Origin of the sequence: Nocardioides sp. Leaf307 (genome assembly GCF_001423135.1) — a bacterium.
In the GTDB taxonomy this organism is placed as follows: Bacteria; Actinomycetota; Actinomycetes; order Propionibacteriales; family Nocardioidaceae; genus Nocardioides; species Nocardioides kribbensis.
In genome coordinates this window covers 1,051,997-1,073,825 of sequence record NZ_LMNY01000002.1, presented here as the reverse complement: position 1 = coordinate 1,073,825, position 21,829 = coordinate 1,051,997, and the positions used below count along the sequence as shown (strand labels likewise).

Sequence of the window (21,829 nt, the reverse complement as noted above, 5' to 3'; positions counted from 1 at the left end):
GGAGCGGTGCGGTTGGACGACGGGCCTCGGGTCGTTAAACTCTGACCCAGGAGCACGCCGGGCCGCGGCAGCCCCGGGTCCCACAATAAGCCGCTACGAGCGGCCACGCGCCGTGAGGCGCTCCCGGTCCGGCGTGCTCCGACTAGCGTGGCGGCCATGAGCTCCCGTCTGAGCACCGCCCTCCGCGTCGTCCGTGCCCTGCGCCGGAGCACCCGCCCGGCTCCCCGGCCCGGGTCGTCCCCCGGGCCCCGGTCGGGCCCTCGGTCCGGCCCTCGGTCCGGGCCCCGTCTCGACTACGCGCCACGGGCCGACGGCCGCCCCGACCCCGGCGAGGTCGTCTGGGCGTGGGTGCCCTACGAGGAGGACGACGGGCGCGGCAAGGACCGCCCGGTGCTGGTCCTGGCCCGCGCGGCGCGCGGGCGGCGGCTCGTGGCGCTCATGCTCACCAGCAAGGACCACGACCGCGACGCCGCCGACGAGGCGCGCCACGGCCGGCACTGGCTCGACGTCGGCGCCGGCGGGTGGGACCGCGAGGGCCGCCCGAGCGAGGTGCGGCTCGACCGGCTGCTCGACCTCGACCCCGCCTCGGTGCGCCGGGAGGGCGCGGCGCTCGACCGCGCGCGCTTCGACGAGGTCGTCGCGGCCGCGCGGGCGCTGCACGGCTGGCGCTGAGCGGGCCCCGAGACGGCCCGGCACGGCCCGGCCGAGGCCGCGCCACACCCCTGAGGACCCGCTCGGTAGGCTGACCCGCGGCGCCCCACGGGTGTCTCAGGCAGTGTCGGAGCGCGGGACGGGGTGTCGGTGAGCAGGTTCGGACGATCGGGCCGGCGGCGTACGTCGCTCCTGGCAGTGCTCGCGCTCGGCGCCTCCCTCGGGCTGGCCGCATGCTCCGACGAGGGAGGCGACGCCCCCGCCCCGCAGCCGGAGCCGACCGGGCAGGCCTCGCAGGTGCCCCAGGTCGACCTGACCTTCGGCGCCTGGGGCGCCCCGGAGGAGATCAGCGCCTACCAGCAGGCCGTGCGCCAGTTCAACCAGGTCTCCGACGCCAGCCGCGTGGAGCTGCGCTCCTGGCCCACCCGCGAGGCCTTCGTCGCCGCGCTGCGCCGCGGCACCGACGTGCCCGACGTCTACCTCGCCTCGCGCCGCGACCTGACCTGGCTGCGCGAGCAGGGCTGGACCCGTCCGGTCGACGAGCTGCTCGACGAGCGCGACGTCTCCTTCGGCGACGTCTACTCCCGCGACGCCCAGGAGGCGTTCTCGGCCGACCTCAAGCTGCAGTGCATGCCCTACGGCGTCTCCCCGATGGTCATCTACTACAACGAGGACCTCGTCGACCTCGACACCATGGCCGAGCGCGGCATCTCGGTGCCGCCGGAGTCGCACTCGCGCTTCACCTTCGACCAGTTCCGCGCGGCCGCGGAGTTCGCGGCCAAGCCGCGCCGCGGCACCCGCGGCGTCTACATCGACCCCACCCTGCGCGGCCTCTCGCCCTTCGTCTACGCCGGGGGAGGAGAGGTCTTCGACGACGAGGACCAGCCGACGTCGCTGGACTTCTCCAGCGACGACACCCGCGAGGCGCTCGAGACGACCCTCGAGGTGCTGCGCGACCCGCGCCTGACCCTCAGCCAGGACCAGCTCGACCAGGCCTCCGGGCTGGAGTGGTTCAAGCGCGGCAAGGTCGGCATGATCGCCGGCTTCCGCGACCTCGTGCCGGAGCTGCGCGAGGTCGACGGACTCGACTTCGACGTGCTGCCGATGCCGACCCTCGACACCACCGCCACCATCGGCGACCTCACCGGGCTGTGCCTGGACCCCGACACCGAGAGCCTGGTGGAGTCGGCCGACTTCCTGGTCCACATGATCTCCTCGCCGGAGGTCGCCGTGGTCACCCGGGCCGGGCACCTCGTGCCGGCCAACCAGGAGGTCGCGCTCTCGGAGGACTTCCTGCAGACCGACGAACAGCCGGCCAGCGCGGGCGTCTTCACCTACACCAACCGCTTCATGGTGCTGCCGCCGCTGCTCGACACCTACAGCGAGCTCCAGGCCGCGGTCGACCCGACCATCGGCGAGCTGGTCAGCGCGCCGGGCGTGCTGCCGCTGGACGAGCTCACCACGCAGATCGACGAGGAGTCGCGCGAGGTGCTGGAGCAGCCCGTGGAGGACGACTCCGAGGAGGAGTGAGGCTCAGTCCTCCTCGACCGGCTCCTCCACGGGGAGGTCGGCCTCGAGGATCGCGGCGGTGAGCACCGGCTCGGCCAGCGCGACCTGCCACGGACGTGCGCCGTAGCCGCTCAGCAGGGCGGCGACCGCCTCGGCGAGGGCCGCGGGCTCGCGGGTGTGCGGCGGGTCCCAGAGGGTGCGGCGCAGGTAGTCGGGGGTGAGGACGTTCTCGACCGGGAGGTGCTGCTCCTCGGCGAGGGCCGCCATCTGCTCGCGGGCGAGCTGGAGCCGGCGGGCGGCGACCGGGTCGCGCTCGGCCCACGCGCGGGGCAGGGGCGGGCCGTCGGAGCGCGGCGAGCGCGTCGGCAGGTCCTTCTCCTCGGCCTCGGCGGCGCCGCGCACGGCGGCGATCCAGCGGCTGGAGTAGCGCTCCGCGCCGCGGCCGTGGAAGCCCTTGGTGCCCAGCAGGGCCGCCCGGTCCTCCGGCATCGCGGTCGCGGCCGCCACGATGGCGGCGTCGGGGATGATGCGCCCCGGCGTCACGTCGCGCTGCTCGGCGATCTCGTCGCGCGCCTCCCACAGCGCCTTGGCCGCGCCCAGCGAGCGTCGTCCCCGCACCCGGTGCAGGCCCGACGTACGCCGCCAGGGATCCACCCGCGGTGTGGGCGCGAAGCCGCGCAGCGCGTCGAACTCCTGGCGCGCCCACTCGTCCTTGCCGGCCTCGACCAGCTCGGCGGCGAGCCGGTCGCGCAGCTCGACGAGCACCTCGACGTCGAGCGCGGCGTACTCCAGCCACGGCTCGGGCAGCGGCCGGGTCGACCAGTCGACCGCGGAGTGCTCCTTCTTCATCCGGGCGCCCAGCAGCGTCTCGACGAGCGTGGCCAGCCCGACGCGGGGGTAGCCGAGCAGCCGGCCCGCGAGCTCGGTGTCGAAGAGCGCGTCGGGGTGCAGGCCGAGCTCGGTGAGACAGGGGAGGTCCTGGGTGGCGGCGTGCAGGATCCACTCGGTGCCCGCCAGCGCCTCCTGGAGCGGGGCCAGGCTCGACAGGCCGATCGGGTCGACGAGGAAGGTCGTGGACCCCTCACGGCGCAGCTGGATGAGGTAGGCGCGACCGGAGTAGCGGTAGCCCGACGCGCGCTCGGCGTCGATGGCGACCGGGCCGGTGCCGGCGGCGAGCGACGCGCAGACCTCGCGCAGGCCGGCGTCGGTGTCGGTGAGCGGCGGCAGGCCGTCGCGCAGGGTCAGCAGCGGCAGCTCGGGAGCCTGCTCGGGGGCCTGCTCGGGGATCGGGGTGGTGTCGGGCTCGTCCGTCATCAGCGGGTGGGGCCGCGCTGCCCGCGGCGGCTCGGCATCATCGTGACCCCGTCGGGCACGGGCGGCAGGCCCGCGGCGGTGCACAGCAGCTCGCCCCAGGCCTCGACGTGCGGGGCGAGGTCGGGGGCGCCGTCGTCGCCGAGGGCGGGGGTCCACGAGGCGCGCACCTCGATCTGCGCGGTGCGGCCCTCCTCGGCCATGCCGCCGAAGCTCTCGGTCGTCACCGTCGTCACGGTGCCCGACGCGGCCAGGTGGGCGGCGCCGTGGGACTCCAGCGCCTCGGCCAGCCAGGACCAGCCGACCTCGGGCAGCATCGGGTCGGCCACGAGGTCGACGTCGATGTCGGCGCGGGCGTAGGCGACGCAGCGGAAGGTGCCCTCCCAGGCGTCGTTGCCGTCGGGGTCGTGGAGCACGATGATCCGCCCGGTGCCGACGTCGGTGCCGTCGACCGTCACGTCGGCCGACAGCGCGGAGGCGTAGGGGGCGATCCGCTGCGGCGCCGGCATCTGCTCGCACAGCACCTCGGGGCGCAGCCGCGCCCCCTGCATGCTGGCGACAGCCTGCCGGAACTCGGGGGGCTGCGCGTCCGCGCCCGCACCCGGGCGCGTCTCCTGGCGGACGACCATGGGGCCACAGTAGGTCGGCGGGACTCGAACCGATGTGCGAACACGCCGGGGGGAGTGCGACCCTTGTGCCCGTGACGACTGCCACCGCGCCCGCGCAGGACCTCGCCGACAGCGCCTTCCTCAAGGCCGTCCGGGGGGAGCCGGTGCCCCACACGCCGGTGTGGTTCATGCGCCAGGCGGGCCGCAGCCTCCCCGAGTACCTCCGGGTGCGCGAGGGCGTCGGCATGCTCGAGTCCTGCATGGACCCCGACCTGGTGGTCGAGATCACCCTGCAGCCGGTGCGTCGCTACGGCGTCGACGCGGCGATCTTCTTCTCCGACATCGTGCTGCCGCTCAAGGCCGTCGGCGTCGACCTCGACATCAAGCCCGGCATCGGCCCGGTGGTCGCCGAGCCGGTGCGCACGCTGGCCGACGTCGCCGCCATCCCCGACCTGACCCCCGAGCACGTGCCCTTCATCACCCAGGCCGTGCAGGGCCTCGTCGGCGAGCTCGGCGCCACCCCGCTGATCGGCTTCGCCGGCGCGCCGTTCACGGTCGCCTCCTACCTCGTGGAGGGTGGGCCGTCGAAGGAGCACGCCAGGACCAAGGCCATGATGTTCGGCGCCCCCGAGGTGTGGGAGGCGCTCATGGCCAAGATCGCCGGGATCGCCGCGGCCTACCTCGAGGTGCAGGTCGCCGCCGGCGCCTCGGCCGTGCAGCTCTTCGACTCCTGGGCCGGCGCGCTGACCCCGGCCGACTACGTCGAGCACGTCATGCCCCACTCGGCCCGCGTGCTCGAGCGGGCCGGCGCGCTGGGCGTGCCGCGCATCCACTTCGGGGTCGGCACCTCCAACCTGCTGGGCCTGATGGGTCAGGCCGGCGCCGACGTGGTCGGCGTCGACTGGCGCACGCCGCTGACGCAGGCCATCGGCCAGGTCGGCGACCGCGCCGTGCAGGGCAACCTCGACCCGACGCTGGTCTTCGCCCCCACCGACGTCATGACCTCGCGCGCCGCCGAGGTGATCGAGGCCGGCCGCGCGGCCCGGGGGCACGTCTTCAACCTCGGGCACGGCGTGATCCCCTCCACCGACCCCGACCAGCTGGCCCGGCTCACGGAGTTCGTGCAGTCCTACCCGCTCTGAGCGAGCGCACCAGCAGCGCGAGCGGCACGCCGAGCAGCAGCGCGACGACCGCGAAGGGCAGCACGGCGCCGAGCGCGGTGGCCGCACCCACCGCCACCGACGACAGGCCGTCCCAGCCGGCGCCCAGCCCGGCCAGGAAGCCCGACCGGTCCTCCTCGGGCCGCTGGTCCGAGGACGGGTCAGGCGTGCGGGCGAGCCTGACCGTGATCGTCGACAGCGAGGTCTGGTCGGTGAGGTAGGCCTGCTGGGCCAGCAGCGAGTCGAGGTCGGCCTGGCGACGGGTCAGCTGGCCCTCGATGCTGATGACGGCGCCGATGGTCTCGGCCCGCGCCAGCAGGGCCTCGATGCGCGCGATGCTGGCGCGCTGGGCCCGCACCCGCACCTCGTTGTCGACCACCTGCGTCGTGACGTCCTCGCTCGCGCGGCGCGAGTCCTCGGTGATCCCGATGCCCTCCAGGGCCTCCATCGCCACGGCGAAGTCCTCGCTCGGCACGCGCAGCACCAGACGGGTCGACTCCACGGCGCCGTCCTCGTCGCTGGTCGACCGCTCCTCCGCGACCGTCCCCCCGGTCTGGTCGAGCACGTCCTGCACCTCGTCGCGGGCTGCCGCCACGTCGTCGGCGCGCACCTCGAGGCTGCCGGTGGAGATGATCGCCGGTGTGGCCGGCTCGACGGCCGCGGGCCGGGCGCGGGCGGTGCTGCTGCCGGAGCCGCCCTCGACCGCCGAGGACAGGGCCGACTCGGGCCCGACGGCGTCGGCGGCGGCGTCGGCGGCGGTGTCGGCGGTGCTGCCGGCGCCGGACGCCTCGTCGGAGCCGCCGCCGGAGCAGGCGGTGAGGCCGAGGAGCAGGGCGAGCAGGAGAGCGGTCGGCAGGGCGGCCGGGGCGCTGCGGTGGCGTCGGGTCATGCCCCCTGGGACGCCGCGACGGCCAGGGTGGTTCCGCTGCTGCGCCGGCGCGCCAGGTCGACCAGGAGGCCCCGCAGCTCGCGCACCTGCACCGGCACCCGGTCGGGCGCGCGGTGGCGCAGCACCAGCGACACCACCGTGCGGTCGCCGGCGATGGGCCGGGTGGTGAGGAGGCCCGCGCGCTCGAGGGGGTCGTCGACGACGCTGTAGTCGGGCAGCACGGTGAGACCCAGCCCCTCGGCGACCATCACCTTGCCGAGCTCGGCGCCGTCGGTGCTGTGGCAGGTGGCCGGCATGTGGCCGGCGAACAGTCGGTGGGCGAAGCGGTGCATCAGGTAGCCCGCGCGCATGGTGACGAACCGCTCGGCGCGCAGCTGGTCGACGCCCACCTCGGCGTACGCCGTGAGCGCGTGACCGGCCGGGAGCACGGCGACCGGGCGCCCGTGGAGGAGGTCGGTGCCGACCAGGTCGGTGGGGGTGTCGTCGCCGGAGAGCACGTTGACCAGGCCGAGGTCGAGGGAGCCCTCGTGCAGGCCGGCGTCGATCTCTGCCTGCTGCATGGTCATCACCTCGACCGTGGTGCCGGGGTGACTGTCCTGCAGTCCGCGCACGGCCGGCACGAGCAGGCTGGAGGTGGCGGCGTTGACCGTGCCGAGCCGGATGAGCCGGGCCGAGGCGGTCTGGTCGCCCGCGGCGGTGCGCAGCCGGTCGACGGCCTCGAGCACGTCGACCATGTTCTGCAGCAGGTCGCGGCCCTGGCGGCTGATCCGGGCGCCGGAGCGGCGCCGGTCGAGCAGCGTCACGCCGAGCTCGCGCTCGAGCTTGCTGACCGCCTCGCTGAGCGCCGGCTGGGAGATGTGCAGTCGCTCGCTGGCGCGGCGCAGGGAGCCGTGCTGGGTGACGGCGGCGAGGTACTCCAGCTGCTCGATGCGCACCGGGGATCCTTCCTGGGAGGGGCGGGTGTCGGCTTGCCCCCGGGGCTCCTCGACGTCATAGTCGACAAAGTCAGTAGACAAACCGTGTCATGACTGTAGCCGAGGAGCGCCCATGTCTGTCCAGCCGTCCGTCCAGCCCGCCGCGCGGTCGTCCGTGGGGCGTGCCCCCGCCCGGGAGGCCGCCGTGCCGTTCGTGCCCCACGTCGCCGTCGACTCCCCGCGCCTGGCGGGGCTGCGCGCGACCTACGCCCCGCTGTGGGAGCGGATCGCGGCCGGGGCCGTCGGGCGCGAGCTCGACGGCGAGCTGCCGGTCGAGCAGGTCGCCTGGCTCAAGGCGGCCGGCTTCGGCGCGGTGCGCGTGCCGCGCGAGCACGGCGGGGAGGGGCTGTCGCTGCCGGAGGTGACTCAGCTGTGGATCGAGCTCGCGGCGGTCGACAGCAACCTCCCGCAGGCCTTCCGCGGCCACTTCGCCCTCGTCGAGGACCGGCTGTGGCAGCACGCCCGCGGCTCCGACCAGGCGCGGTGGTTCGACCGGTTCGCCGCGGGCGAGATCGCCGGCAACGCCTGGTCGGAGGTCGGTGCCACCGAGATCGGCACGCAGCGCACGGTGCTCACCCGCCTCGCGGGCGGCGACTACCGCCTCGACGGCACGAAGTACTACACGACCGGCACCATCTACGCCGAGTGGGTCGACGTCTACGCCCTGCGTGACGAGGGCGCCGAGGGCGAGGGGCCCGGCGGCGGGGTCGCCGACGACTTCGCGATCGCGATCGTCGACACCCGCCGCTCCGGGGTCAGCGTCGTCGACGACTGGGACGGCTTCGGCCAGCGCGGCACCGGCAGTGGCACGACGAGCTTCGACGCCGTGCGCGTGCCCGCCGAGGACGTGCTCGCCTTCGAGGAGCGCTTCCCGCACCAGACCGCGCTCTACCAGCTCAACCTGCTCGCGACCCTCGCCGGGATCGGGCGTGCCGCGCTCGCCGACGCGGTCACCGAGGTGCGCCGCCGCGAGCGCAACTACTCCCACGCCAACGCCGCCCGGGTGCGCGACGACGCGCAGGTGCTCGCCCGCATCGGCGAGATCGCCGCCGCCGTCTACGCCGCGGAGGCCGCCACGCTGCGGGTCGCCGAGGCCCTCCAGGCCGTCGCCGACTCCGCGCACGGCGACCCCGAGCGCACCCGGCGACTGGTCGAGGTCGGCGAGATCGAGTCGTCCACCGCGCAGGTCGTCGTCACCGACCTCGTGCTGCGCGCCACCAACGACCTCTTCGACACCCTCGGCGCCTCGGCCACCGCGCGCGGTCGGGCCCTCGACCGGCACTGGCGCAACGCCCGCACGGTGTCGTCGCACAATCCCCGGATCCTCAAGGCGCGGGTGGTCGGCGACCACCTCGTCAACGGAGCGACCCCGCCGTACGCCTGGTCGATCGGGGCCACGCGGCGCGACCGGTGACGTGATCGGTGACGGGCGGTGAGAGGCGGTGCCTGTCACCCCGTCGCCGCTTCCGGTGGGGCTCCCGGGGGTCCCGCCTTGCATCCCGGCCCATTGTCCAGCAATCTTATCGACATAAGCGGCTTCGGCCGCGAGAGACCACGAGGAGTCCCCATGACCGTGCAGCAGACCCGCGGCGAGACCGGCGTGCAGCCGGGTCACGAGCCGCTGAAGTTCGCCTACTGGGTGCCCAACGTCAGCGGCGGCCTGGTCGTCAGCAAGATCGAGCAGCGCACCGACTGGAGCTACGAGTACAACAAGCGCCTGGCCAAGGTCGCCGAGGACAGCGGCTTCGAGTACGCCCTGTCGCAGGTGCGCTATATGGCCTCCTACGGCGCGGCCTACCAGCACGAGTCGACCTCGCTGTCGCTCGCGCTGCTGCTCGCCACCGAGCGGCTCAACGTCATCGCCGCGGTGCACCCCGGCCTCTGGCAGCCCGGCGTGCTCGCCAAGTTCATCGCCTCCGCCGACCAGATCTCGGGCGGGCGCGCCGCGATCAACGTCGTCTCCGGCTGGTTCAAGGACGAGTTCACTCGGCTTGGCGAGCCGTGGCTCGAGCACGGCGAGCGCTACCGCCGCGCCGAGGAGTTCATCCGCTACGTCCGCGAGATCTGGACCAGCGACCACGCGGAGCACCAGGGCGACTTCTACCGCCTGCACGACTTCGACCTGAAGCCGAAGCCGCTGGAGGTGCCCGGCCGGGCCCACCCCGAGATCTTCATGGGCGGCAACTCCACCGACGCCCGCGGCATGGGCGGGCGGGTCACCGACTGGTACTTCATGAACGGCAACACCCCCGAGGGCGTCGCCGAGCAGGTCCGCGACGTCACCGACGTGGCCCGGGTCAACGGCCGCCCCGAGGGGGCCGTGAAGTTCGGCGTCAACGGCTTCGTGGTCGCCCGCGACAGCGAGGCCGAGGCCCGCCAGGTGCTGCACGACATCATCGACCAGGCCGACGTGGAGGCCGTCGAGGGCTTCGGCTCCGCGGTCAAGCAGGCCGGCCAGTCGACGGGTGACAAGAAGGGCATGTGGCAGGACTCCGACTTCTCCGACCTCGTGCAGTACAACGACGGCTTCCGCACCGGCCTGGTGGGCACGCCCGAGCAGGTCGCCCACCGGATCATGGAGTACAAGCGGCAGGGCGTGCAGATGATGCTGCTCGGCTTCCTGCACTTCATCGAGGACGTCGAGCACTTCGGCCGCGAGGTGCTGCCGATCGTGCGCGAGCTGGAGGCCGCCGAGCTCGCGAGGGTCGGCCGATGACGACGCTGACCGCCCCCGCGACGGTGCCCGTGCTCGACGCCGACGCCGCGCTGCGCGTCGCCGCCGACCTCGCGGGCGAGCTGGCGCAGGGCGCCGTACGCCGCGACGCGGAGCGGGTGCTGCCCGCCGCGGAGCTCGACCTGCTGTCGGCCTCGGGGCTGCTGGCGATCACGGTGCCGGCCGAGCACGGCGGCGCCGACCTGCCGGTGGAGGTCGTGGCCGAGGTCTTCCGCCTGCTGGCCGCGGGCGACCCCAGCGTGGCCCAGGTGCCGCACAGCCACTTCGTCTACGTCAACGCGCTGCGCCACCAGGGCACGCCGGCCCAGCAGGCGTTCTTCTTCGGCGAGGTGCTGCGCGGGCGGCGGCTGGGCAACGCCCAGTCCGAGGTCGGCACGAAGCACGTGCGCGAGCACCGCACCACCCTGACCGAGACCACCGCCACGACCGGACCCACGGCGGAGGGCGGCCGCACCTGGCGCCTGGACGGCGAGAAGGGCTACAGCACCGGCGCGCTCTTCGCCGACTGGATCCCCGTGCTCGCCCACCTCGGCGAGGACGGCCCCATGCACGTCGCGTGGGTGGAGCGCACCGCCCCGGGCGTCACGGTCGTCGACGACTGGGCCGGCATGGGCCAGCGCACCACCGCCAGCGGCACGGTGCGCCTCGAGGGCGTGGCGGTCGACGACTCGCGGATCACGCCCTACCACCTGACCTTCGAGGGCCCGCAGACCTACGGCGCCTTCGCCCAGCTCCTGCACGCCGCGATCGACGCCGGGATCGCCCGCGCGGCGGTCGAGGACGCGGCGAGCTTCGTCACGACGATGTCGCGGCCCTACCCCGACGCCGGGGTGGAGCGGGCCGCCGACGACCCGCTGGTCGTGCACGCCTTCGGCGAGATGGACCTCGCCGTGCGCGGTGCGGAGGCCCTGGTGGCCGAGGCCGGGCGCGCCGTCGACCGGGCCGACGACCACCTCACGGTCGAGAGCGTCGGGGCGGCCAGCCTCGCCGTGGCCGCCGCGCGCGCCTCGACCACCCAGGTGTCGGTGTCGGTGTCCAGCCGGCTCTTTGAGGTCGCCGGCACCCGCTCGGCCCTCGACGGGCTCAACCTGCACCGCCACTGGCGCAACGCCCGCACCCACACGCTCCACGACCCCGCGAGCTGGAAGGTCCAGCACCTCGGGCACCACGCCCTCGAGGGCACGCTGCCGCCCAACCACGGTCAGATCTGAGAGGAAGAACCCCCCATGAGCCCGTTGACGTTCCACTGGTTCCTGCCCACCAACGGCGGTGACGGCCGCCAGGTCGTCGGCGGCGGCCACGGCGTGAGCGCCGGGCCGTCGGGTCGACCCGCCGACGTGCCCTACCTCGGCCAGATCGCCCGCGGCGCCGAGCAGATGGGCTTCGAGGCCGCGCTCACCCCGGCCGGTGCGTGGTGCGAGGACGCCTGGCTCTCGACCGCGATGCTGAGCCAGGTCTCCGAGCGGCTGAAGTTCCTGGTCGCCTTCCGGCCCGGGCTGGTCGCGCCCTACCTCGCCGCGCAGATGGCCGGCACCTTCCAGAACCTCACCGGCGGCCGGCTGCTGCTCAACGTGGTCACCGGTGGCGAGAGCCACGAGCAGCGCATGTTCGGCGACTTCCTCGACAAGGAGGCCCGCTACGCCCGCTGCGACGAGTTCCTCGAGATCGTGCGCCGGCTGTGGGCCGGCGAGACGGTCGACTTCGCCGGTGAGCACCTGCAGGTCGAGAGCGCGAAGCTCGGTCAGATCCCCGACCCGGTGCCCGCGATCTACTTCGGTGGCTCCTCGCCGGCGGCCGGCAGGGTCGCGGCCAAGCACGCCGACGTCTACCTCACCTGGGGCGAGCCGCCGGCCGCGGTGGCCGAGAAGGTCGACTGGATCCGGAAGCTCGCGGCCGAGGAGGGACGCGGTGCCGAGCGCCCGATCCGCTTCGGCATCCGGATGCACACCATCGTGCGCGACACCGCCGAGGAGGCGTGGGCCGAGGCCGACCGCCTGCTCGCCGGCATCGACCCGGCCTCGATCAAGGCCGTGCAGGAGGGCCTGCGCAAGAGCGAGTCGGAGGGCCAGCGCCGCATGCTCGACCTCAACGGCGGCAGCAAGGACGACCTGGAGATCCACCCCAACGTCTGGGCCGGCGTGGGCCTCGTGCGCGGTGGCGCGGGCACGGCCCTCGTGGGCAGCCACGAGCAGGTCGCCGACCGGATCGAGGAGTACCACTCCGTCGGCATCGACGAGTTCGTCCTCTCCGCCTACCCCCACCTCGAGGGGGCCTACCACTTCGGTGAGGGCGTGCTGCCGATTCTGGCCGAGCGCGGCCTGTGGGAGCACCCGGCCCCGCCGGTGCACCACAACACCGCCGTGCCGTTCCAGGCCGCCGGCCGCACGGCGGCGTCGTGACGGCCCGCCCCCGCGTGGCGGTGGTGGTCGGCAACCCCAAGCCGCGCTCGCGCACGCTCGGGGCCGCCACGCTGCTGGCCCGTGAGCTGTCGGGGGAGGAGCCCGACCTGACCGTCGACCTCGCCGAGCTCGGCCCGGCCCTGCTCGACTGGTCCAGCGCGGTCGTCGCCGACCTCGTCGAGGCCGTGGGGGAGGCCGACCTCGTCGTGGTGGCCTGCCCGACCTACAAGGCCACTTACACGGGTCTGCTCAAGCTCTTCCTCGACCGCTTCGCCGCCGGCACCGGCCTGCGCGGCGTCGCGGTGCCCCTGATGCTCGGCGCCGGCCCCGCGCACGCCCTGGCCCCCGAGCTCACCCTGCGCCCGGTGCTCACCGAGCTCGGCGCCACCGTGCCGGTGCGCGGCCTCTACGTGCTCGACCAGCACCACGACGACCCGGCGGCCTACGCCGACTGGCTCGCGACGGCGCGGCCCCGCGTGGCCGCCCTGCTCGACCCCGCGCCGCACCTCGCGCTCCACCCCCACCTCCCGACAGGAGCCCCCGCATGAGCGTCACCGCCCTCTCCACCAACCAGGACCTCGACCCCCAGCGCCTGCGCGAGGCCTTCGGCATCTTCCCCAGCGGGGTCGTCGCCGTGGCCGCGCAGGTCGACGGACGCCCGGTCGGGCTGGCCGCGAGCTCGTTCACCTCGGTCAGTCTCGAGCCGGCGCTGGTGTCGTTCTCGATCGCCAACACCTCCAAGACCTGGCCCGACCTGCGCCGCGCCGACCACCTCGGCGTCACCGTGCTGGCCGACCACCACGGCGGGGTCTGCCGCCAGCTCGCCGGGCCGGTCGACGAGCGCTTCACCGGCATCGACATCTCCACCACCGACGACGGCGCGGTGACCCTCGACGAGGGCCTGGCCCGCTTCGACTGCTCGCTCTACCGCGAGGTCGAGGCCGGCGACCACACCATCGTGCTGCTCCAGCTGCACGCCGTGGAGTCGGTCGACGGCGCGGTCGCCGACGCCCCGCTGGTCTTCCACCGCAGCGGCTTCGGACGGATGGCCGCCTCGGCCTGAGCCCCCCCCCTGCCGCTGCCCCGGCTCCACCCCCCGACTCCCACGCCGCGACGACCCCGCACCCGGTCGTCGCGGCGTGGGCCGCTCTGAGACGCTGGTGGCATGGCTGCACCCGGCACCCCCCGCGCCCTGGCCGTGGTGGTCGGCGGCGGCATCGCCGGCCTCGCCGCGGCCCGCGACCTGGCCGAGGCCGGCCACGAGGTCGTCGTGCTCGAGGCCGCAGACCGCGTCGGCGGCAAGCTGCTCCGCCACGAGGTCGCCGGGGCGCTGGTCGACGTCGGCGCCGAGGCGATGCTCAACCGCCGAGCCGAGGGCGTCGACCTGGCCCGCGCGGTCGGGCTCAAGGTCGAGCACCCGGCCGTGGTCAGCTCGCGCATCCACAGCCGCGGGGCGATGCGGCCGCTGCCACGCTCGCTCATGGGGGTGCCGCTCGACCTGGCCGCGCTCGAGGCCTCCGGCGTGCTCTCGCCCGAGGGCCTGGCCCGGGCCGCCCGGGAGGTCGACCTGCCCGCCAGCGACCTGGGGGACCCGGGCGACCCGGGGGCCGACGTCACCGTCGGCGACCTCGTGGACGCCCGCTTCGGCCCCGAGGTGACCGACCGGCTCGTCGAGCCCCTGCTCGGCGGGGTCTACTCCGGTCTGGCCCGTGAGATCTCCGCGCGCGCCGCCGTGCCGCAGCTGGTGGCGCTGGCCGCCCGCGGCTCGGTGGTCACCCACGGCGGCGCGGTGCCCACGACGTACGCCGGCCCGGTCTTCGCGGGGCTGTCCGGCGGCATGGGGGCGCTGCCCGACGCGGTGGTCGCCGCCGGTGGGCTGCGCGTGCGCACGGGCACCACCGTGCGCGGCCTGCGCCGCACGCCCGAGGGCCTCGAGCTGCTGCTCGGCCCCACCACCGACCCCGAGCTGCTGCGCGCCGACCTCGTCGTGCTGGCCACCCCGCCCGCACCGACCGCGCGGCTGCTCGCCGACGTGGCGCCCGCCGCCGCGAGCGAGCTGGCCGCGGTGGAGACGGCCTCGGTGGCGGTGGTGACCCTGGCCGTGCGGGCGGCCGACGCCCCGGCCCTGGCGGCCGCCGACACGTCGGGCTTCCTGGTGCCGCCGGTCGAGCGCCGCCGGATCAAGGCGGCGACGTACTCCTTCTCCAAGTGGGCGTGGGTGCGCGAGGCCGGCCGCGGGCTGGTCGACGGTGACGACGTGCTGCTGCTGCGCACCTCGCTGGGCCGCCACCGCGAGGAGCGCACCCTCCAGGCCGACGACGCCGAGCTCGTCGCCGCCTCGCTGGCCGACCTGCGCGGGCTCACCGGCCTCGACGCCCGCCCCGTCGACACCCACGTGCAGCGCTGGGGCGGCGGGCTGCCGCAGTACGCCGTGGGCCACGTCGCGCGCGTCGCACGGGTGCGGGCCGCGGTCGCGCAGGTGCCGGGCCTGGCGGTCTGCGGCGCGGCCTACGACGGGGTCGGCATCCCCGCGGCCGTCGGCTCGGCCCACCGCGCGGTGCGCGAGCTGCTGGCGACCAGGGTCACGTGGGCCGACGAGGCCCCGCGCGGCATGATGGAGCCATGAGCGACACCCAGACCAACGCCGCCCGGCTGCGCGAGATCAACGACTCCATCCGCTACACCACGTGGTCGGTCTTCCGTCTCGACCGGGTGCTCGGCGACGCCGACCGCGAGGCCGAGGGCGCCGAGGTCGAGAAGCTCCTCGCCGAGCTGGCCGAGGAGGGGGTCGTGGTGCGCGGCGTCTACGACGTGGCCGGCCTGCGCGCCGACGCCGACGTCATGGTCTGGTGGCACGCCGCCGACTCCGAGGCCCTGCAGTCGGCCTACCACCGCTTCCGCCGCACCGCGCTCGGCTCGCGCCTGGTGCCGGTCTGGTCGCAGATGGCGCTGCACCGGCCCGCGGAGTTCAACAAGTCGCACGTGCCGGCGTTCCTCGCAGACGAGGAGCCGAAGCGCCACGTCTGCGTCTACCCCTTCGTGCGCTCCTACGAGTGGTACCTCCTGCCCGACGAGGAGCGCCGCGACATGCTCAAGGAGCACGGCATGCAGGCGCGGCCCTACCCCGACGTGCGCGCCAACACCGTCGCCTCCTTCGGCCTCGGCGACTACGAGTGGATCCTCGCCTTCGAGGCCGACGAGCTGCACCGCATCGTCGACCTCATGCGCGACCTGCGCGCGAGCCGCGCGCGCCGCCACGTGCGCGAGGAGATCCCGTTCTACACCGGCGCCCTGGTGCCGGTGGCCGAGCTGGTCCAGCGCCTGCCCTGAGCGGCGGCCGGCTCAGGCCACGACGGTGCCGGAGCGGGCGGTGAGCTCGGCGTACGCCGCGGAGATGCGCGCGGCGACCGGGCCGGGCGCGCCGTCGCCGATGGTGCGCCCGTCGATCGCGACCACCGGCGTGACCCCGCCCATGGTGCCGGTCACGAACACCTCGTCGGCGGTGTAGAGCTCCACCAGCGAGTGCTCGCACACCTCGGTGGGCAGGCCGAGGTCGGCGCAGAGCCCGAGCACCGTCTCGCGGGTGATGCCCTCGGGGCACGCCCGTGTCGTGGAGGTGCGCACGCGGCCGCCGGCGACGTGGAAGACGTGGGTGGCGTTGGTCTCGGCCACGAAGCCCGCGTCGTCGAGCATGAGGGCGTCGTCGGCGCCGGCCACCGTGGCCTCGACCTTGGCCATGATCGAGGTCAGCAGGTTGTTGTGGTGGATCTTGGGGTCGAGGGAGTCGGCGCGGTGCCGGCGCACCGAGGAGGTCGCCAGGGTGATGCCGGAGGCGTCGTAGACCGGTGACTTGAACTCCGCGAGCACGATGAGCGTGGGCCCGGAGGTGTTGAGCCGGGGGTCCATGCCGCTGGTGACCTTGACCCCGCGGGTCAGCGTGAGGCGCACGTGCACGTCGTCGTGCATGTCGTTGGCCGCCAGGGTGCGGCGCAGCTGCTCGACGATCTCGGCGTCGGAGGGGATCTCGGCGAAGGCCAGCGCCTTGGCCGAGCGGCGCAGCCGGGCGAGGTGCTCGTCGAGCGCGAAGATCCGGCCCCGGTGCAGCCGCAGCCCCTCCCAGACGGCGTCGCCGCCCTGCACCACGGAGTCGAAGGGGCTCACCGCCGCCTCGTCGCGGTGGGTGATCCGGCCGCCGACGTTGACCTGGAGGTCGGCGTTGCGGGGGTCGAACTGCTGCAGCATTCAGGACTCCTGGTCGGTGGCGGGGCGCAGCCGGTGGGGGGCCAGTGCGTCGTAGAAGGGGCGGCAGCGCTCGAGCAGCGGCGCCAGGCGCTCGGGCAGCAGGTCGTGCCCGCCGGGGGAGGAGGTGGCGAAGCCGGTGGAGGCCTCGACCCCGGCGTACCAGTGCGGAGCCCAGACGCCGTCGGTGTCGCGCGGGCCCGCGGGCCAGGACAGCATCGCCTCGTCGAAGGCGAGGCCGAGCGCGGCGCACAGGGCCGTGAGCGTGCCGCGCGGGTCGCGGAGCACGTCGGCGGCGTCGACCACCGGGCCGCCGAAGCGCTCGAAGAGCGCCAGCTGCTGCGGCAGGCCGAGGTCCTCCAGCGTCGGCTCCTCGCGCACCTTGGCGTAGGAGGTGAGCACGCGCTCGGGGTCGCGCACGAGGAAGGCGTGGCGCAGCCCGGTCAGGGCGCCCTGGTCGAGGTCGGGGAGCACGTGGTGGGTCATGTGCTTCTGGTACTGCACCGGCGTGGGCACCGGGCCCGCGGTCAGCTCGCGCACCAGCGCCTCCCAGTCGGTCGACTGGGAGGCGATGACCTCGTCGCGGCCGGGGTGGTCGAGACCGGTCGTGGCGAGGTAGGCGGCGTAGAGCGGCTCGTCGACGACGGTGCAGTCGGCGCGGTGCTCGAAGCTGCGCATCAGGGCCGTGGAGAGGTTGCGCGGCCCCGACCACATGGCGACCCGGAGAGTCACGCCGACCGACCTACGCCTTCTCCTCCAGCGTGAGGCTGATGGAGTTGATGCAGTAGCGGTCGCCGGTGGGGGTGCCGTAGCCGTCGGGGAAGACGTGGCCCAGGTGGGAGCCGCAACTGGCGCAGCGGACCTCGACGCGCTTCATGCCGTGGCTGGTGTCCTCGATGTACTCGATCGTGTCACTGATCGGCTGGTAGAACGACGGCCAGCCGCAGCCGGAGTGGAACTTGGTGTCGGACTCGAAGAGCGTGGCCTCGCAGGCCTTGCAGCGGTAGACGCCCGTGGTCTCGGTGTCGGTGTACTTGCCGGTGAAGGCCCGCTCGGTGCCGGCCTTGCGCAGGACGGCGTACTCGTCGGGGGAGAGCTGCTCGCGCCACTCGGCGTCGGTCTTCTCAACGGAGTAGGTCATACCCCCACAGTACGTCGGGGAGGTTCACCCCTCCGACCCGTTGACGCGAGTGGGAGAACGCCTGTTCACTGGCCCGATGGCAGGGACGATCCCGTGGGAGCGGGTCCGCAGGGCGGGCTCGAAGCTGACCACCCCGTTGCACCCCGACGACTACCTCTCGCTGGTCAACCCGCTGTGGTCGACCCGCGAGCTGCGCGGCCGCATCGAGAAGGTCGTGCCCGAGACCGAGGACGCCGCCACCCTGGTGATCCGGCCCGGCTGGGGCTGGCGCTACGACCACAAGCCCGGCCAGTACGTCGGCATCGGCGTGCAGGTCGAGGGCAAGTACCAGTGGCGCTCCTACTCGGTGAGCTCCGCGCCCAAGCGCAGCGGCCGCACCATCGCGATCACGGTGCGTGCCATGCCCGAGGGCCTGCTCTCCTCGCACTTGGTCAACGGCCTGGCCCCCGGCACGATCGTGCGCCTCGCGCTGCCCGAGGGTGACTTCGTGCTCCCCGACCCCCCGCCGGCGCGGATGCTCTTCCTCGTGGCCGGCTCCGGGGTGACCCCGGTGATGTCGATGCTGCGCACGCTCGACCGCCGTGGCTCGATGCCCGACGTCGTCATGCACTACTCCTCGCCGACGGCGGAGCGGATGATCTTCCGCGACGAGCTCGACCGGCTCGAGGAGGGCCACGAGGGCCTGTCCGTGCACCGCCTCCACACCGACACCGAGGGCATGCTGGCGCCCGCCGACCTCGACCGCGTGTGCCCCGACTGGCGCGAGCGCGAGACGTGGGCCTGCGGACCCGGCCCGATGCTCGACGCGCTCAGCGAGCACTTCGAGGCCGAGGGGGTCGCCGAGCGGCTCCACCTCGAGCGCTTCTCGCTGAAGCTCGGCGACGCCGGCGGCGAAGGTGGCACGATCTCCTTCCGCAACTCCGGCAAGACGGTGGACGCCGACGGCGCTACCACCGTGCTCGAGGCCGGGGAGCAGGCGGGCGTGGGCATGCCCTACGGCTGCCGCATGGGCATCTGCCACACCTGCACCGTCACCCTCGTCTCCGGCGCGGTGCGCGACCTGCGCAACGGCGAGGAGTACGCCCAGCCCAACGAGCAGATCCAGACCTGCGTGACCGCCGCCGCCGGCGACTGCACCCTCGACATCTGACCCACCCGACCCACCAGCCCCCCGCACCGCTGCACCCACTGGAGGACCCATGGCCATCTCGGACGTCCGGGAGTACACCCACCTCACCGACGAGGAGGTCGAGCAGATCGGCCGCGAGCTCGACGCGATCCGCGCGGAGGTGGAGGAGTCGCGCGGGGCCGCGGACGCGGCGTACATCAACCGGATGATCAAGGTGCAGCGCGGCCTGGCCTTCGCCGGCCGCGTCACCCTGCTCGCCTCGCACCGCAAGCCCGCCTGGGCGGCCGGGGCGGCGATGCTCGGCGTGGCCAAGATCCTGGAGAACATGGAGATCGGCCACAACGTCATGCACGGCCAGTGGGACTGGATGAACGACCCCGAGATCCACTCCTCCAACTGGGAGTGGGACACCGCCCAGCCCGCGGAGCAGTGGAAGCACTCCCACAACTACGTGCACCACCAGTTCACCAACGTGCTCGGCCACGACAACGACATCGGCTACGGCATCCTGCGCATGGCCCGCGAGCAGAAGTGGCACCCCGCCAACCTCGGCCAGCCGGTCTACAACGCGCTGCTCGCCAGCCTCTTCCAGTGGGGCGTGGCCCTCCACGACCTCGACATCGAGGCCATCCGCAAGGGCAAGAAGGACCCGAAGGAGATGAAGCGCCAGCTCGGGCAGATCTGGCGCAAGGGCCGCAACCAGGTGCTCAAGGACTACGTCGTCTACCCCGCGCTCAGCGGGCCGCACTGGCGCACGACCCTCACCGCCAACGCCACGGCCAACGTGACCCGCAACCTGTGGTCCTACGTGATCATCTTCTGCGGCCACTTCCCCGACGGTGCGATGCACTTCACCGAGGAGGAGATCGAGGACGAGACCCGTGCGGAGTGGTACCTGCGCCAGATCCTCGGCGCGGCCAACTTCGAGGGCGGCCCGCTGCTGCACATCATGTCGGGCAACCTGGGCTACCAGATCGAGCACCACCTCTTCCCCGACCTGCCGAGCAACCGCTACGGCGAGATCGCGGTCAAGGTCCGCGCGCTGTGCGACAAGTACGACATCCCCTACACGATCGGGCCGCTGCACAAGCAGTACGGCCAGGCGCTGCGCACCATCATCAAGCTCTCGGTGCCCAACGGCTTCACCACCTCCGACAAGCCCGAGCCCCCGAGCCCCGACCGGGCCCCGGTCGAGCGCGGCCGCAAGAGCGACGCCGAGCGTCCCTCGCGCCGCGCCGAGCTGGGCGGCTGGTCGCGGAAGGCGTCATGATCCGGGGCCTCAGCCGTGACGTCGACGCCGTCGACGCTCCCTTCGCCTGGGAGCGCGACGACGCCGGCGACCTCCAGCTCGTGGCCCGCCGGGTGACCCAGTGCGCCCTGAGCCGCATCTGCGGGGCCTGCGCGGAGTCGCTGGGGCGCCCGGTGGCCTTCGTCGGCGACGACCTGGAGATCGGGCGCAACGCCTTCCACGCCCCGCCCCTGCACCTGACGTGCGCGGCCGACCTGGCCGCCCGGGTCGACCACTGGCGGGTGGTCACCACGTCGGGTTTCGAGTTCGTGCGCGCCACCGCCGAGGACGAGGACCGCCGACCGGTCTTCAGCCCCAACTCGCTGCTGGGCGAGGCCTCCCGCGGCTGAGGGCCGCCCCACCGACCCCGCGCCGCGGGAGCCGGGACATCCGGGGGGAGCCCCGGTCCCGCGGTGTCGGACCCCGGCGGCGGCGCTCAGAAGCCGGTGGTGTTCCAGGGGGCCGGACCGGCGTGGTCGGCCATCGCGGCCCACGTCGCCACGTCGGACCCGGTGACCCGACCCGCGGCGGCCGCGGTGAGCACGGAGCGGTCGCCGAGGTAGAGGGCGCCGAGCGTGTCGACGCCGAGCCGCACGCCGGGCGTCTCGTCGGTCGCCTCGACCCGTGCCCGTCCCTGCTCGGTGGTGACCCGGAAGGTCCCCGCGGCGTGACCGAGCGGGTCGTCGACGCCCAGCACGACCGTCGCGTCGTCGCTCCACGGCCGCGCCTCCAGCGCCGCGACCGGGTCGAGCACGCGCAGCCACAGCACGTCGCGCACCTCGGTGGTGGTGACGACCCGGGGGTCGGTGAGCGCGAGGTCGAGCGGGTCCTCGACCGGGGCGATGGCGCGCGCCTTCGCGGTCAGGTCGAGGTCGGCGAGGAAGCGCCACAGCCGCAGGTGCACCTGCGGGGTCAGGGCCTGCAGGTCGCGCACCTCCACCAGCCCGCCGTCGGTGTCCTTGACACGGAAGCGGACGTAGCCGTCGGGCGTGCCCGAGGGGTCGAGGTGCACCGCCACCCGCGACGCGCGGTCGGGGCCACCGGTCTCCCAGTCGTGCTCACCGCTGTCGTGGACCGCGTGGTGGGCCGGGCGCGCCACCATGCCCCGCGTCGTGGCCAGGACCTGCTCGAAGACCGCGCGGCACACCGGGTAGGCCTCGGCGGGCGTGGCCAGCTCGAGCGCCCCGGTGTCCTCGACCTGGTCGCGCAGGGCGAAGCGGGTCGTGAGGTCGACCTCGATGCGCCGGCGGCGGGTGGCCACGCCGAAGCCGTAACGGCCGTAGATGGAGCCCTCCGAGACCGTGAGGGCGGCCAGCGGCAGCCCCCGGTCGGCGGCCTCGGCGAGGTCCTCGCCCATCAGCCGGCGCAGGAGGCCGCGGCGGCGGTGGGTGGGGGCCACGGTGACGTCGGTGATCATGTGCAGCGGCAGCAGGCGCCCGCCACCGACGTTGACCTGCTGCTGCCAGCTGGTGAAGGTGCCGACCGGCGCCGGCGTGCCCGCCACCCGGCTGGTGCGCGGCCACACCGCCCGCAGCACCGCGTCGTCGGCGCGGGTCGACTCCAGCCAGCGGCGGTGCTTGTCGTCGTCGAGCCCGCCCTCGTGGAAGCCCAGGCTCCAGGCGTCGGCATACGCCCGCAGGCGGGAGAGCACGCCCGCGTCGGTGCTGTGGACGTCGAGCTGGTCGAAGACCAGGTCGGGATGGGGGTCGGCGTGGGGGTCGGCGTGGGGGTCGGCAGGGGGATCGGAGAGGGGGTCGGGGCGCACGTGGTCACGCTACGGCGCGTGCGCCGCCCGCC

22 protein-coding genes are annotated in these 21,829 nt (G+C 74.2%); 14 read left to right on the top strand and 8 right to left on the bottom strand.

Features of this window, described 5'->3' with window-relative positions:
• Window positions 1-156 precede the first annotated feature (156 nt).
• Together ASF50_RS19935 and ASF50_RS14300 are read left to right on the top strand one after the other, a co-directional pair.
• Window positions 157-672 (top strand): type II toxin-antitoxin system PemK/MazF family toxin, encoded by a 516-nt coding sequence (locus ASF50_RS19935; RefSeq protein ID WP_082503185.1) that lies wholly within the window; start codon window positions 157-159, stop codon window positions 670-672.
• Between the two features lie 129 nt (window positions 673-801).
• A complete protein-coding gene (locus tag ASF50_RS14300) occupies window positions 802-2,181 on the top strand; it encodes an ABC transporter substrate-binding protein (protein WP_162242252.1) in 1,380 nt (459 codons plus the stop codon).
• 3 nt (window positions 2,182-2,184) lie between these two features.
• Here the strand turns inward: ASF50_RS14300 and ASF50_RS14295 are convergent, their stop codons facing one another.
• Both ASF50_RS14295 and ASF50_RS14290 read right to left on the bottom strand, forming a co-directional pair.
• Window positions 2,185-3,474 (bottom strand): HRDC domain-containing protein, encoded by a 1,290-nt coding sequence (locus tag ASF50_RS14295; protein WP_056904845.1) that lies wholly within the window; start codon window positions 3,472-3,474, stop codon window positions 2,185-2,187.
• Window positions 3,474-4,100 (bottom strand): DUF3000 domain-containing protein, encoded by a 627-nt coding sequence (locus ASF50_RS14290; RefSeq protein ID WP_056904844.1) that lies wholly within the window; start codon window positions 4,098-4,100, stop codon window positions 3,474-3,476. The genes ASF50_RS14295 and ASF50_RS14290 overlap by 1 nt, the downstream gene beginning before the upstream one ends.
• Window positions 4,101-4,171: 71 nt before the next feature.
• Between ASF50_RS14290 and hemE the strand changes: the two genes are divergently transcribed.
• On the top strand, window positions 4,172-5,221 hold the full coding sequence (gene hemE, locus ASF50_RS14285) for a uroporphyrinogen decarboxylase (RefSeq protein WP_200920165.1): 1,050 nt from the start codon (window positions 4,172-4,174) through the stop codon (window positions 5,219-5,221).
• Here hemE and ASF50_RS14280 read toward each other — a convergent pair.
• Together ASF50_RS14280 and ASF50_RS14275 are read right to left on the bottom strand one after the other, a co-directional pair.
• Window positions 5,190-6,128, bottom strand: coding sequence for a DUF4349 domain-containing protein (locus ASF50_RS14280; protein WP_056904842.1), 939 nt, complete (start codon window positions 6,126-6,128; stop codon window positions 5,190-5,192). The genes hemE and ASF50_RS14280 overlap by 32 nt on opposite strands.
• On the bottom strand, window positions 6,125-7,063 hold the full coding sequence (locus ASF50_RS14275; protein WP_056904841.1) for a LysR family transcriptional regulator: 939 nt from the start codon (window positions 7,061-7,063) through the stop codon (window positions 6,125-6,127). Before ASF50_RS14275 ends, ASF50_RS14280 begins: the two co-directional genes overlap by 4 nt.
• Window positions 7,064-7,175: 112 nt before the next feature.
• On the opposite strand from ASF50_RS14275, the gene ASF50_RS14270 reads away from it, so the two are divergent.
• The 8 genes from ASF50_RS14270 to hemQ all read left to right on the top strand — a co-directional run bounded on the left by ASF50_RS14270 (window position 7,176) and on the right by hemQ (window position 15,565).
• The gene (locus ASF50_RS14270) at window positions 7,176-8,516 is read left to right on the top strand and encodes an acyl-CoA dehydrogenase family protein (RefSeq protein WP_082503184.1); all 1,341 of its coding nucleotides are present in this window, start codon (window positions 7,176-7,178) and stop codon (window positions 8,514-8,516) included.
• Window positions 8,517-8,669: 153 nt separating this feature from the next.
• A complete protein-coding gene (gene sfnG / locus ASF50_RS14265; RefSeq protein ID WP_056904840.1) occupies window positions 8,670-9,818 on the top strand; it encodes a dimethylsulfone monooxygenase SfnG in 1,149 nt (382 codons plus the stop codon).
• Window positions 9,815-11,047 carry an SfnB family sulfur acquisition oxidoreductase gene (locus tag ASF50_RS14260; protein ID WP_056904839.1) on the top strand — a complete coding sequence of 411 codons (1,233 nt, stop codon included), beginning with the start codon at window positions 9,815-9,817 and terminating at the stop codon, window positions 11,045-11,047. The genes sfnG and ASF50_RS14260 overlap by 4 nt, the downstream gene beginning before the upstream one ends.
• A gap of 15 nt (window positions 11,048-11,062) precedes the next feature.
• Window positions 11,063-12,235, top strand: a complete 1,173-nt coding sequence (locus ASF50_RS14255; protein WP_056904838.1) for an LLM class flavin-dependent oxidoreductase — start codon at window positions 11,063-11,065, stop codon at window positions 12,233-12,235.
• Entirely contained in the window at window positions 12,232-12,783 is a 552-nt protein-coding gene (locus ASF50_RS14250; RefSeq protein ID WP_200920163.1) for an NADPH-dependent FMN reductase, read from the top strand. Before ASF50_RS14255 ends, ASF50_RS14250 begins: the two co-directional genes overlap by 4 nt.
• The gene (locus ASF50_RS14245) at window positions 12,780-13,298 is read left to right on the top strand and encodes a flavin reductase family protein (protein ID WP_056904837.1); all 519 of its coding nucleotides are present in this window, start codon (window positions 12,780-12,782) and stop codon (window positions 13,296-13,298) included. The genes ASF50_RS14250 and ASF50_RS14245 overlap by 4 nt, the downstream gene beginning before the upstream one ends.
• A 102-nt stretch (window positions 13,299-13,400) precedes the next feature.
• Complete coding sequence (gene hemG / locus ASF50_RS14240; RefSeq protein WP_056904836.1) at window positions 13,401-14,861, top strand: protoporphyrinogen oxidase; 1,461 nt, start codon at window positions 13,401-13,403, stop codon at window positions 14,859-14,861.
• Window positions 14,858-15,565, top strand: coding sequence for a hydrogen peroxide-dependent heme synthase (gene hemQ / locus ASF50_RS14235; protein ID WP_056904835.1), 708 nt, complete (start codon window positions 14,858-14,860; stop codon window positions 15,563-15,565). Before hemG ends, hemQ begins: the two co-directional genes overlap by 4 nt.
• Window positions 15,566-15,577: 12 nt before the next feature.
• On the opposite strand, the gene ASF50_RS14230 is transcribed toward hemQ, so the two are convergent.
• The 3 genes from ASF50_RS14230 to msrB are packed head-to-tail and all read right to left on the bottom strand — an operon-like array spanning window position 15,578 to window position 17,615.
• Window positions 15,578-16,477 (bottom strand): aminotransferase class IV, encoded by a 900-nt coding sequence (locus tag ASF50_RS14230; RefSeq protein ID WP_056862031.1) that lies wholly within the window; start codon window positions 16,475-16,477, stop codon window positions 15,578-15,580.
• Window positions 16,478-17,206: a hypothetical protein gene (locus ASF50_RS14225; protein WP_056904834.1), complete on the bottom strand. Its 729-nt coding sequence runs from the start codon at window positions 17,204-17,206 to the stop codon at window positions 16,478-16,480. It abuts the gene before it with no gap.
• A 10-nt stretch (window positions 17,207-17,216) separates the two neighbouring features.
• Window positions 17,217-17,615 carry a peptide-methionine (R)-S-oxide reductase MsrB gene (gene msrB, locus ASF50_RS14220; RefSeq protein ID WP_056904833.1) on the bottom strand — a complete coding sequence of 133 codons (399 nt, stop codon included), beginning with the start codon at window positions 17,613-17,615 and terminating at the stop codon, window positions 17,217-17,219.
• Window positions 17,616-17,691: 76 nt separating this feature from the next.
• Between msrB and ASF50_RS14215 the strand changes: the two genes are divergently transcribed.
• The 3 genes from ASF50_RS14215 to ASF50_RS14205 are packed head-to-tail and all read left to right on the top strand — an operon-like array spanning window position 17,692 to window position 20,382.
• A complete protein-coding gene (locus tag ASF50_RS14215) occupies window positions 17,692-18,765 on the top strand; it encodes a ferredoxin reductase (RefSeq protein ID WP_056862034.1) in 1,074 nt (357 codons plus the stop codon).
• A gap of 49 nt (window positions 18,766-18,814) precedes the next feature.
• The gene (locus ASF50_RS14210; RefSeq protein ID WP_056862035.1) at window positions 18,815-20,014 is read left to right on the top strand and encodes a fatty acid desaturase family protein; all 1,200 of its coding nucleotides are present in this window, start codon (window positions 18,815-18,817) and stop codon (window positions 20,012-20,014) included.
• Window positions 20,011-20,382: a hypothetical protein gene (locus ASF50_RS14205; protein ID WP_056862036.1), complete on the top strand. Its 372-nt coding sequence runs from the start codon at window positions 20,011-20,013 to the stop codon at window positions 20,380-20,382. The genes ASF50_RS14210 and ASF50_RS14205 overlap by 4 nt, the downstream gene beginning before the upstream one ends.
• Window positions 20,383-20,468: 86 nt before the next feature.
• Here the strand turns inward: ASF50_RS14205 and ASF50_RS14200 are convergent, their stop codons facing one another.
• Window positions 20,469-21,797, bottom strand: coding sequence for a GNAT family N-acetyltransferase (locus ASF50_RS14200; protein ID WP_056904832.1), 1,329 nt, complete (start codon window positions 21,795-21,797; stop codon window positions 20,469-20,471).
• Window positions 21,798-21,829: the final 32 nt, after the last annotated feature.

What these genes read in the sequence shown, in the direction of transcription:
- ASF50_RS19935 (WP_082503185.1), top strand. Translation starts at nt 157, where the DNA reads ATGAGCTCCCGTCTGAGCACCGCCCTCCGCGTCGTCCGTGCCCTGCGC.
- ASF50_RS14295 (WP_056904845.1), bottom strand. Translation starts at nt 3,474, where the DNA reads ATGACGGACGAGCCCGACACCACCCCGATCCCCGAGCAGGCCCCCGAG.
- ASF50_RS14290 (WP_056904844.1), bottom strand. Translation starts at nt 4,100, where the DNA reads ATGGTCGTCCGCCAGGAGACGCGCCCGGGTGCGGGCGCGGACGCGCAG.
- ASF50_RS14280 (WP_056904842.1), bottom strand. Translation starts at nt 6,128, where the DNA reads ATGACCCGACGCCACCGCAGCGCCCCGGCCGCCCTGCCGACCGCTCTC.
- ASF50_RS14270 (WP_082503184.1), top strand. Translation starts at nt 7,176, where the DNA reads ATGTCTGTCCAGCCGTCCGTCCAGCCCGCCGCGCGGTCGTCCGTGGGG.
- sfnG (WP_056904840.1), top strand. Translation starts at nt 8,670, where the DNA reads ATGACCGTGCAGCAGACCCGCGGCGAGACCGGCGTGCAGCCGGGTCAC.
- ASF50_RS14260 (WP_056904839.1), top strand. Translation starts at nt 9,815, where the DNA reads ATGACGACGCTGACCGCCCCCGCGACGGTGCCCGTGCTCGACGCCGAC.
- ASF50_RS14255 (WP_056904838.1), top strand. Translation starts at nt 11,063, where the DNA reads ATGAGCCCGTTGACGTTCCACTGGTTCCTGCCCACCAACGGCGGTGAC.
- ASF50_RS14245 (WP_056904837.1), top strand. Translation starts at nt 12,780, where the DNA reads ATGAGCGTCACCGCCCTCTCCACCAACCAGGACCTCGACCCCCAGCGC.
- hemG (WP_056904836.1), top strand. Translation starts at nt 13,401, where the DNA reads ATGGCTGCACCCGGCACCCCCCGCGCCCTGGCCGTGGTGGTCGGCGGC.
- hemQ (WP_056904835.1), top strand. Translation starts at nt 14,858, where the DNA reads ATGAGCGACACCCAGACCAACGCCGCCCGGCTGCGCGAGATCAACGAC.
- ASF50_RS14230 (WP_056862031.1), bottom strand. Translation starts at nt 16,477, where the DNA reads ATGCTGCAGCAGTTCGACCCCCGCAACGCCGACCTCCAGGTCAACGTC.
- msrB (WP_056904833.1), bottom strand. Translation starts at nt 17,615, where the DNA reads ATGACCTACTCCGTTGAGAAGACCGACGCCGAGTGGCGCGAGCAGCTC.
- ASF50_RS14215 (WP_056862034.1), top strand. Translation starts at nt 17,692, where the DNA reads ATGGCAGGGACGATCCCGTGGGAGCGGGTCCGCAGGGCGGGCTCGAAG.
- ASF50_RS14210 (WP_056862035.1), top strand. Translation starts at nt 18,815, where the DNA reads ATGGCCATCTCGGACGTCCGGGAGTACACCCACCTCACCGACGAGGAG.
- ASF50_RS14205 (WP_056862036.1), top strand. Translation starts at nt 20,011, where the DNA reads ATGATCCGGGGCCTCAGCCGTGACGTCGACGCCGTCGACGCTCCCTTC.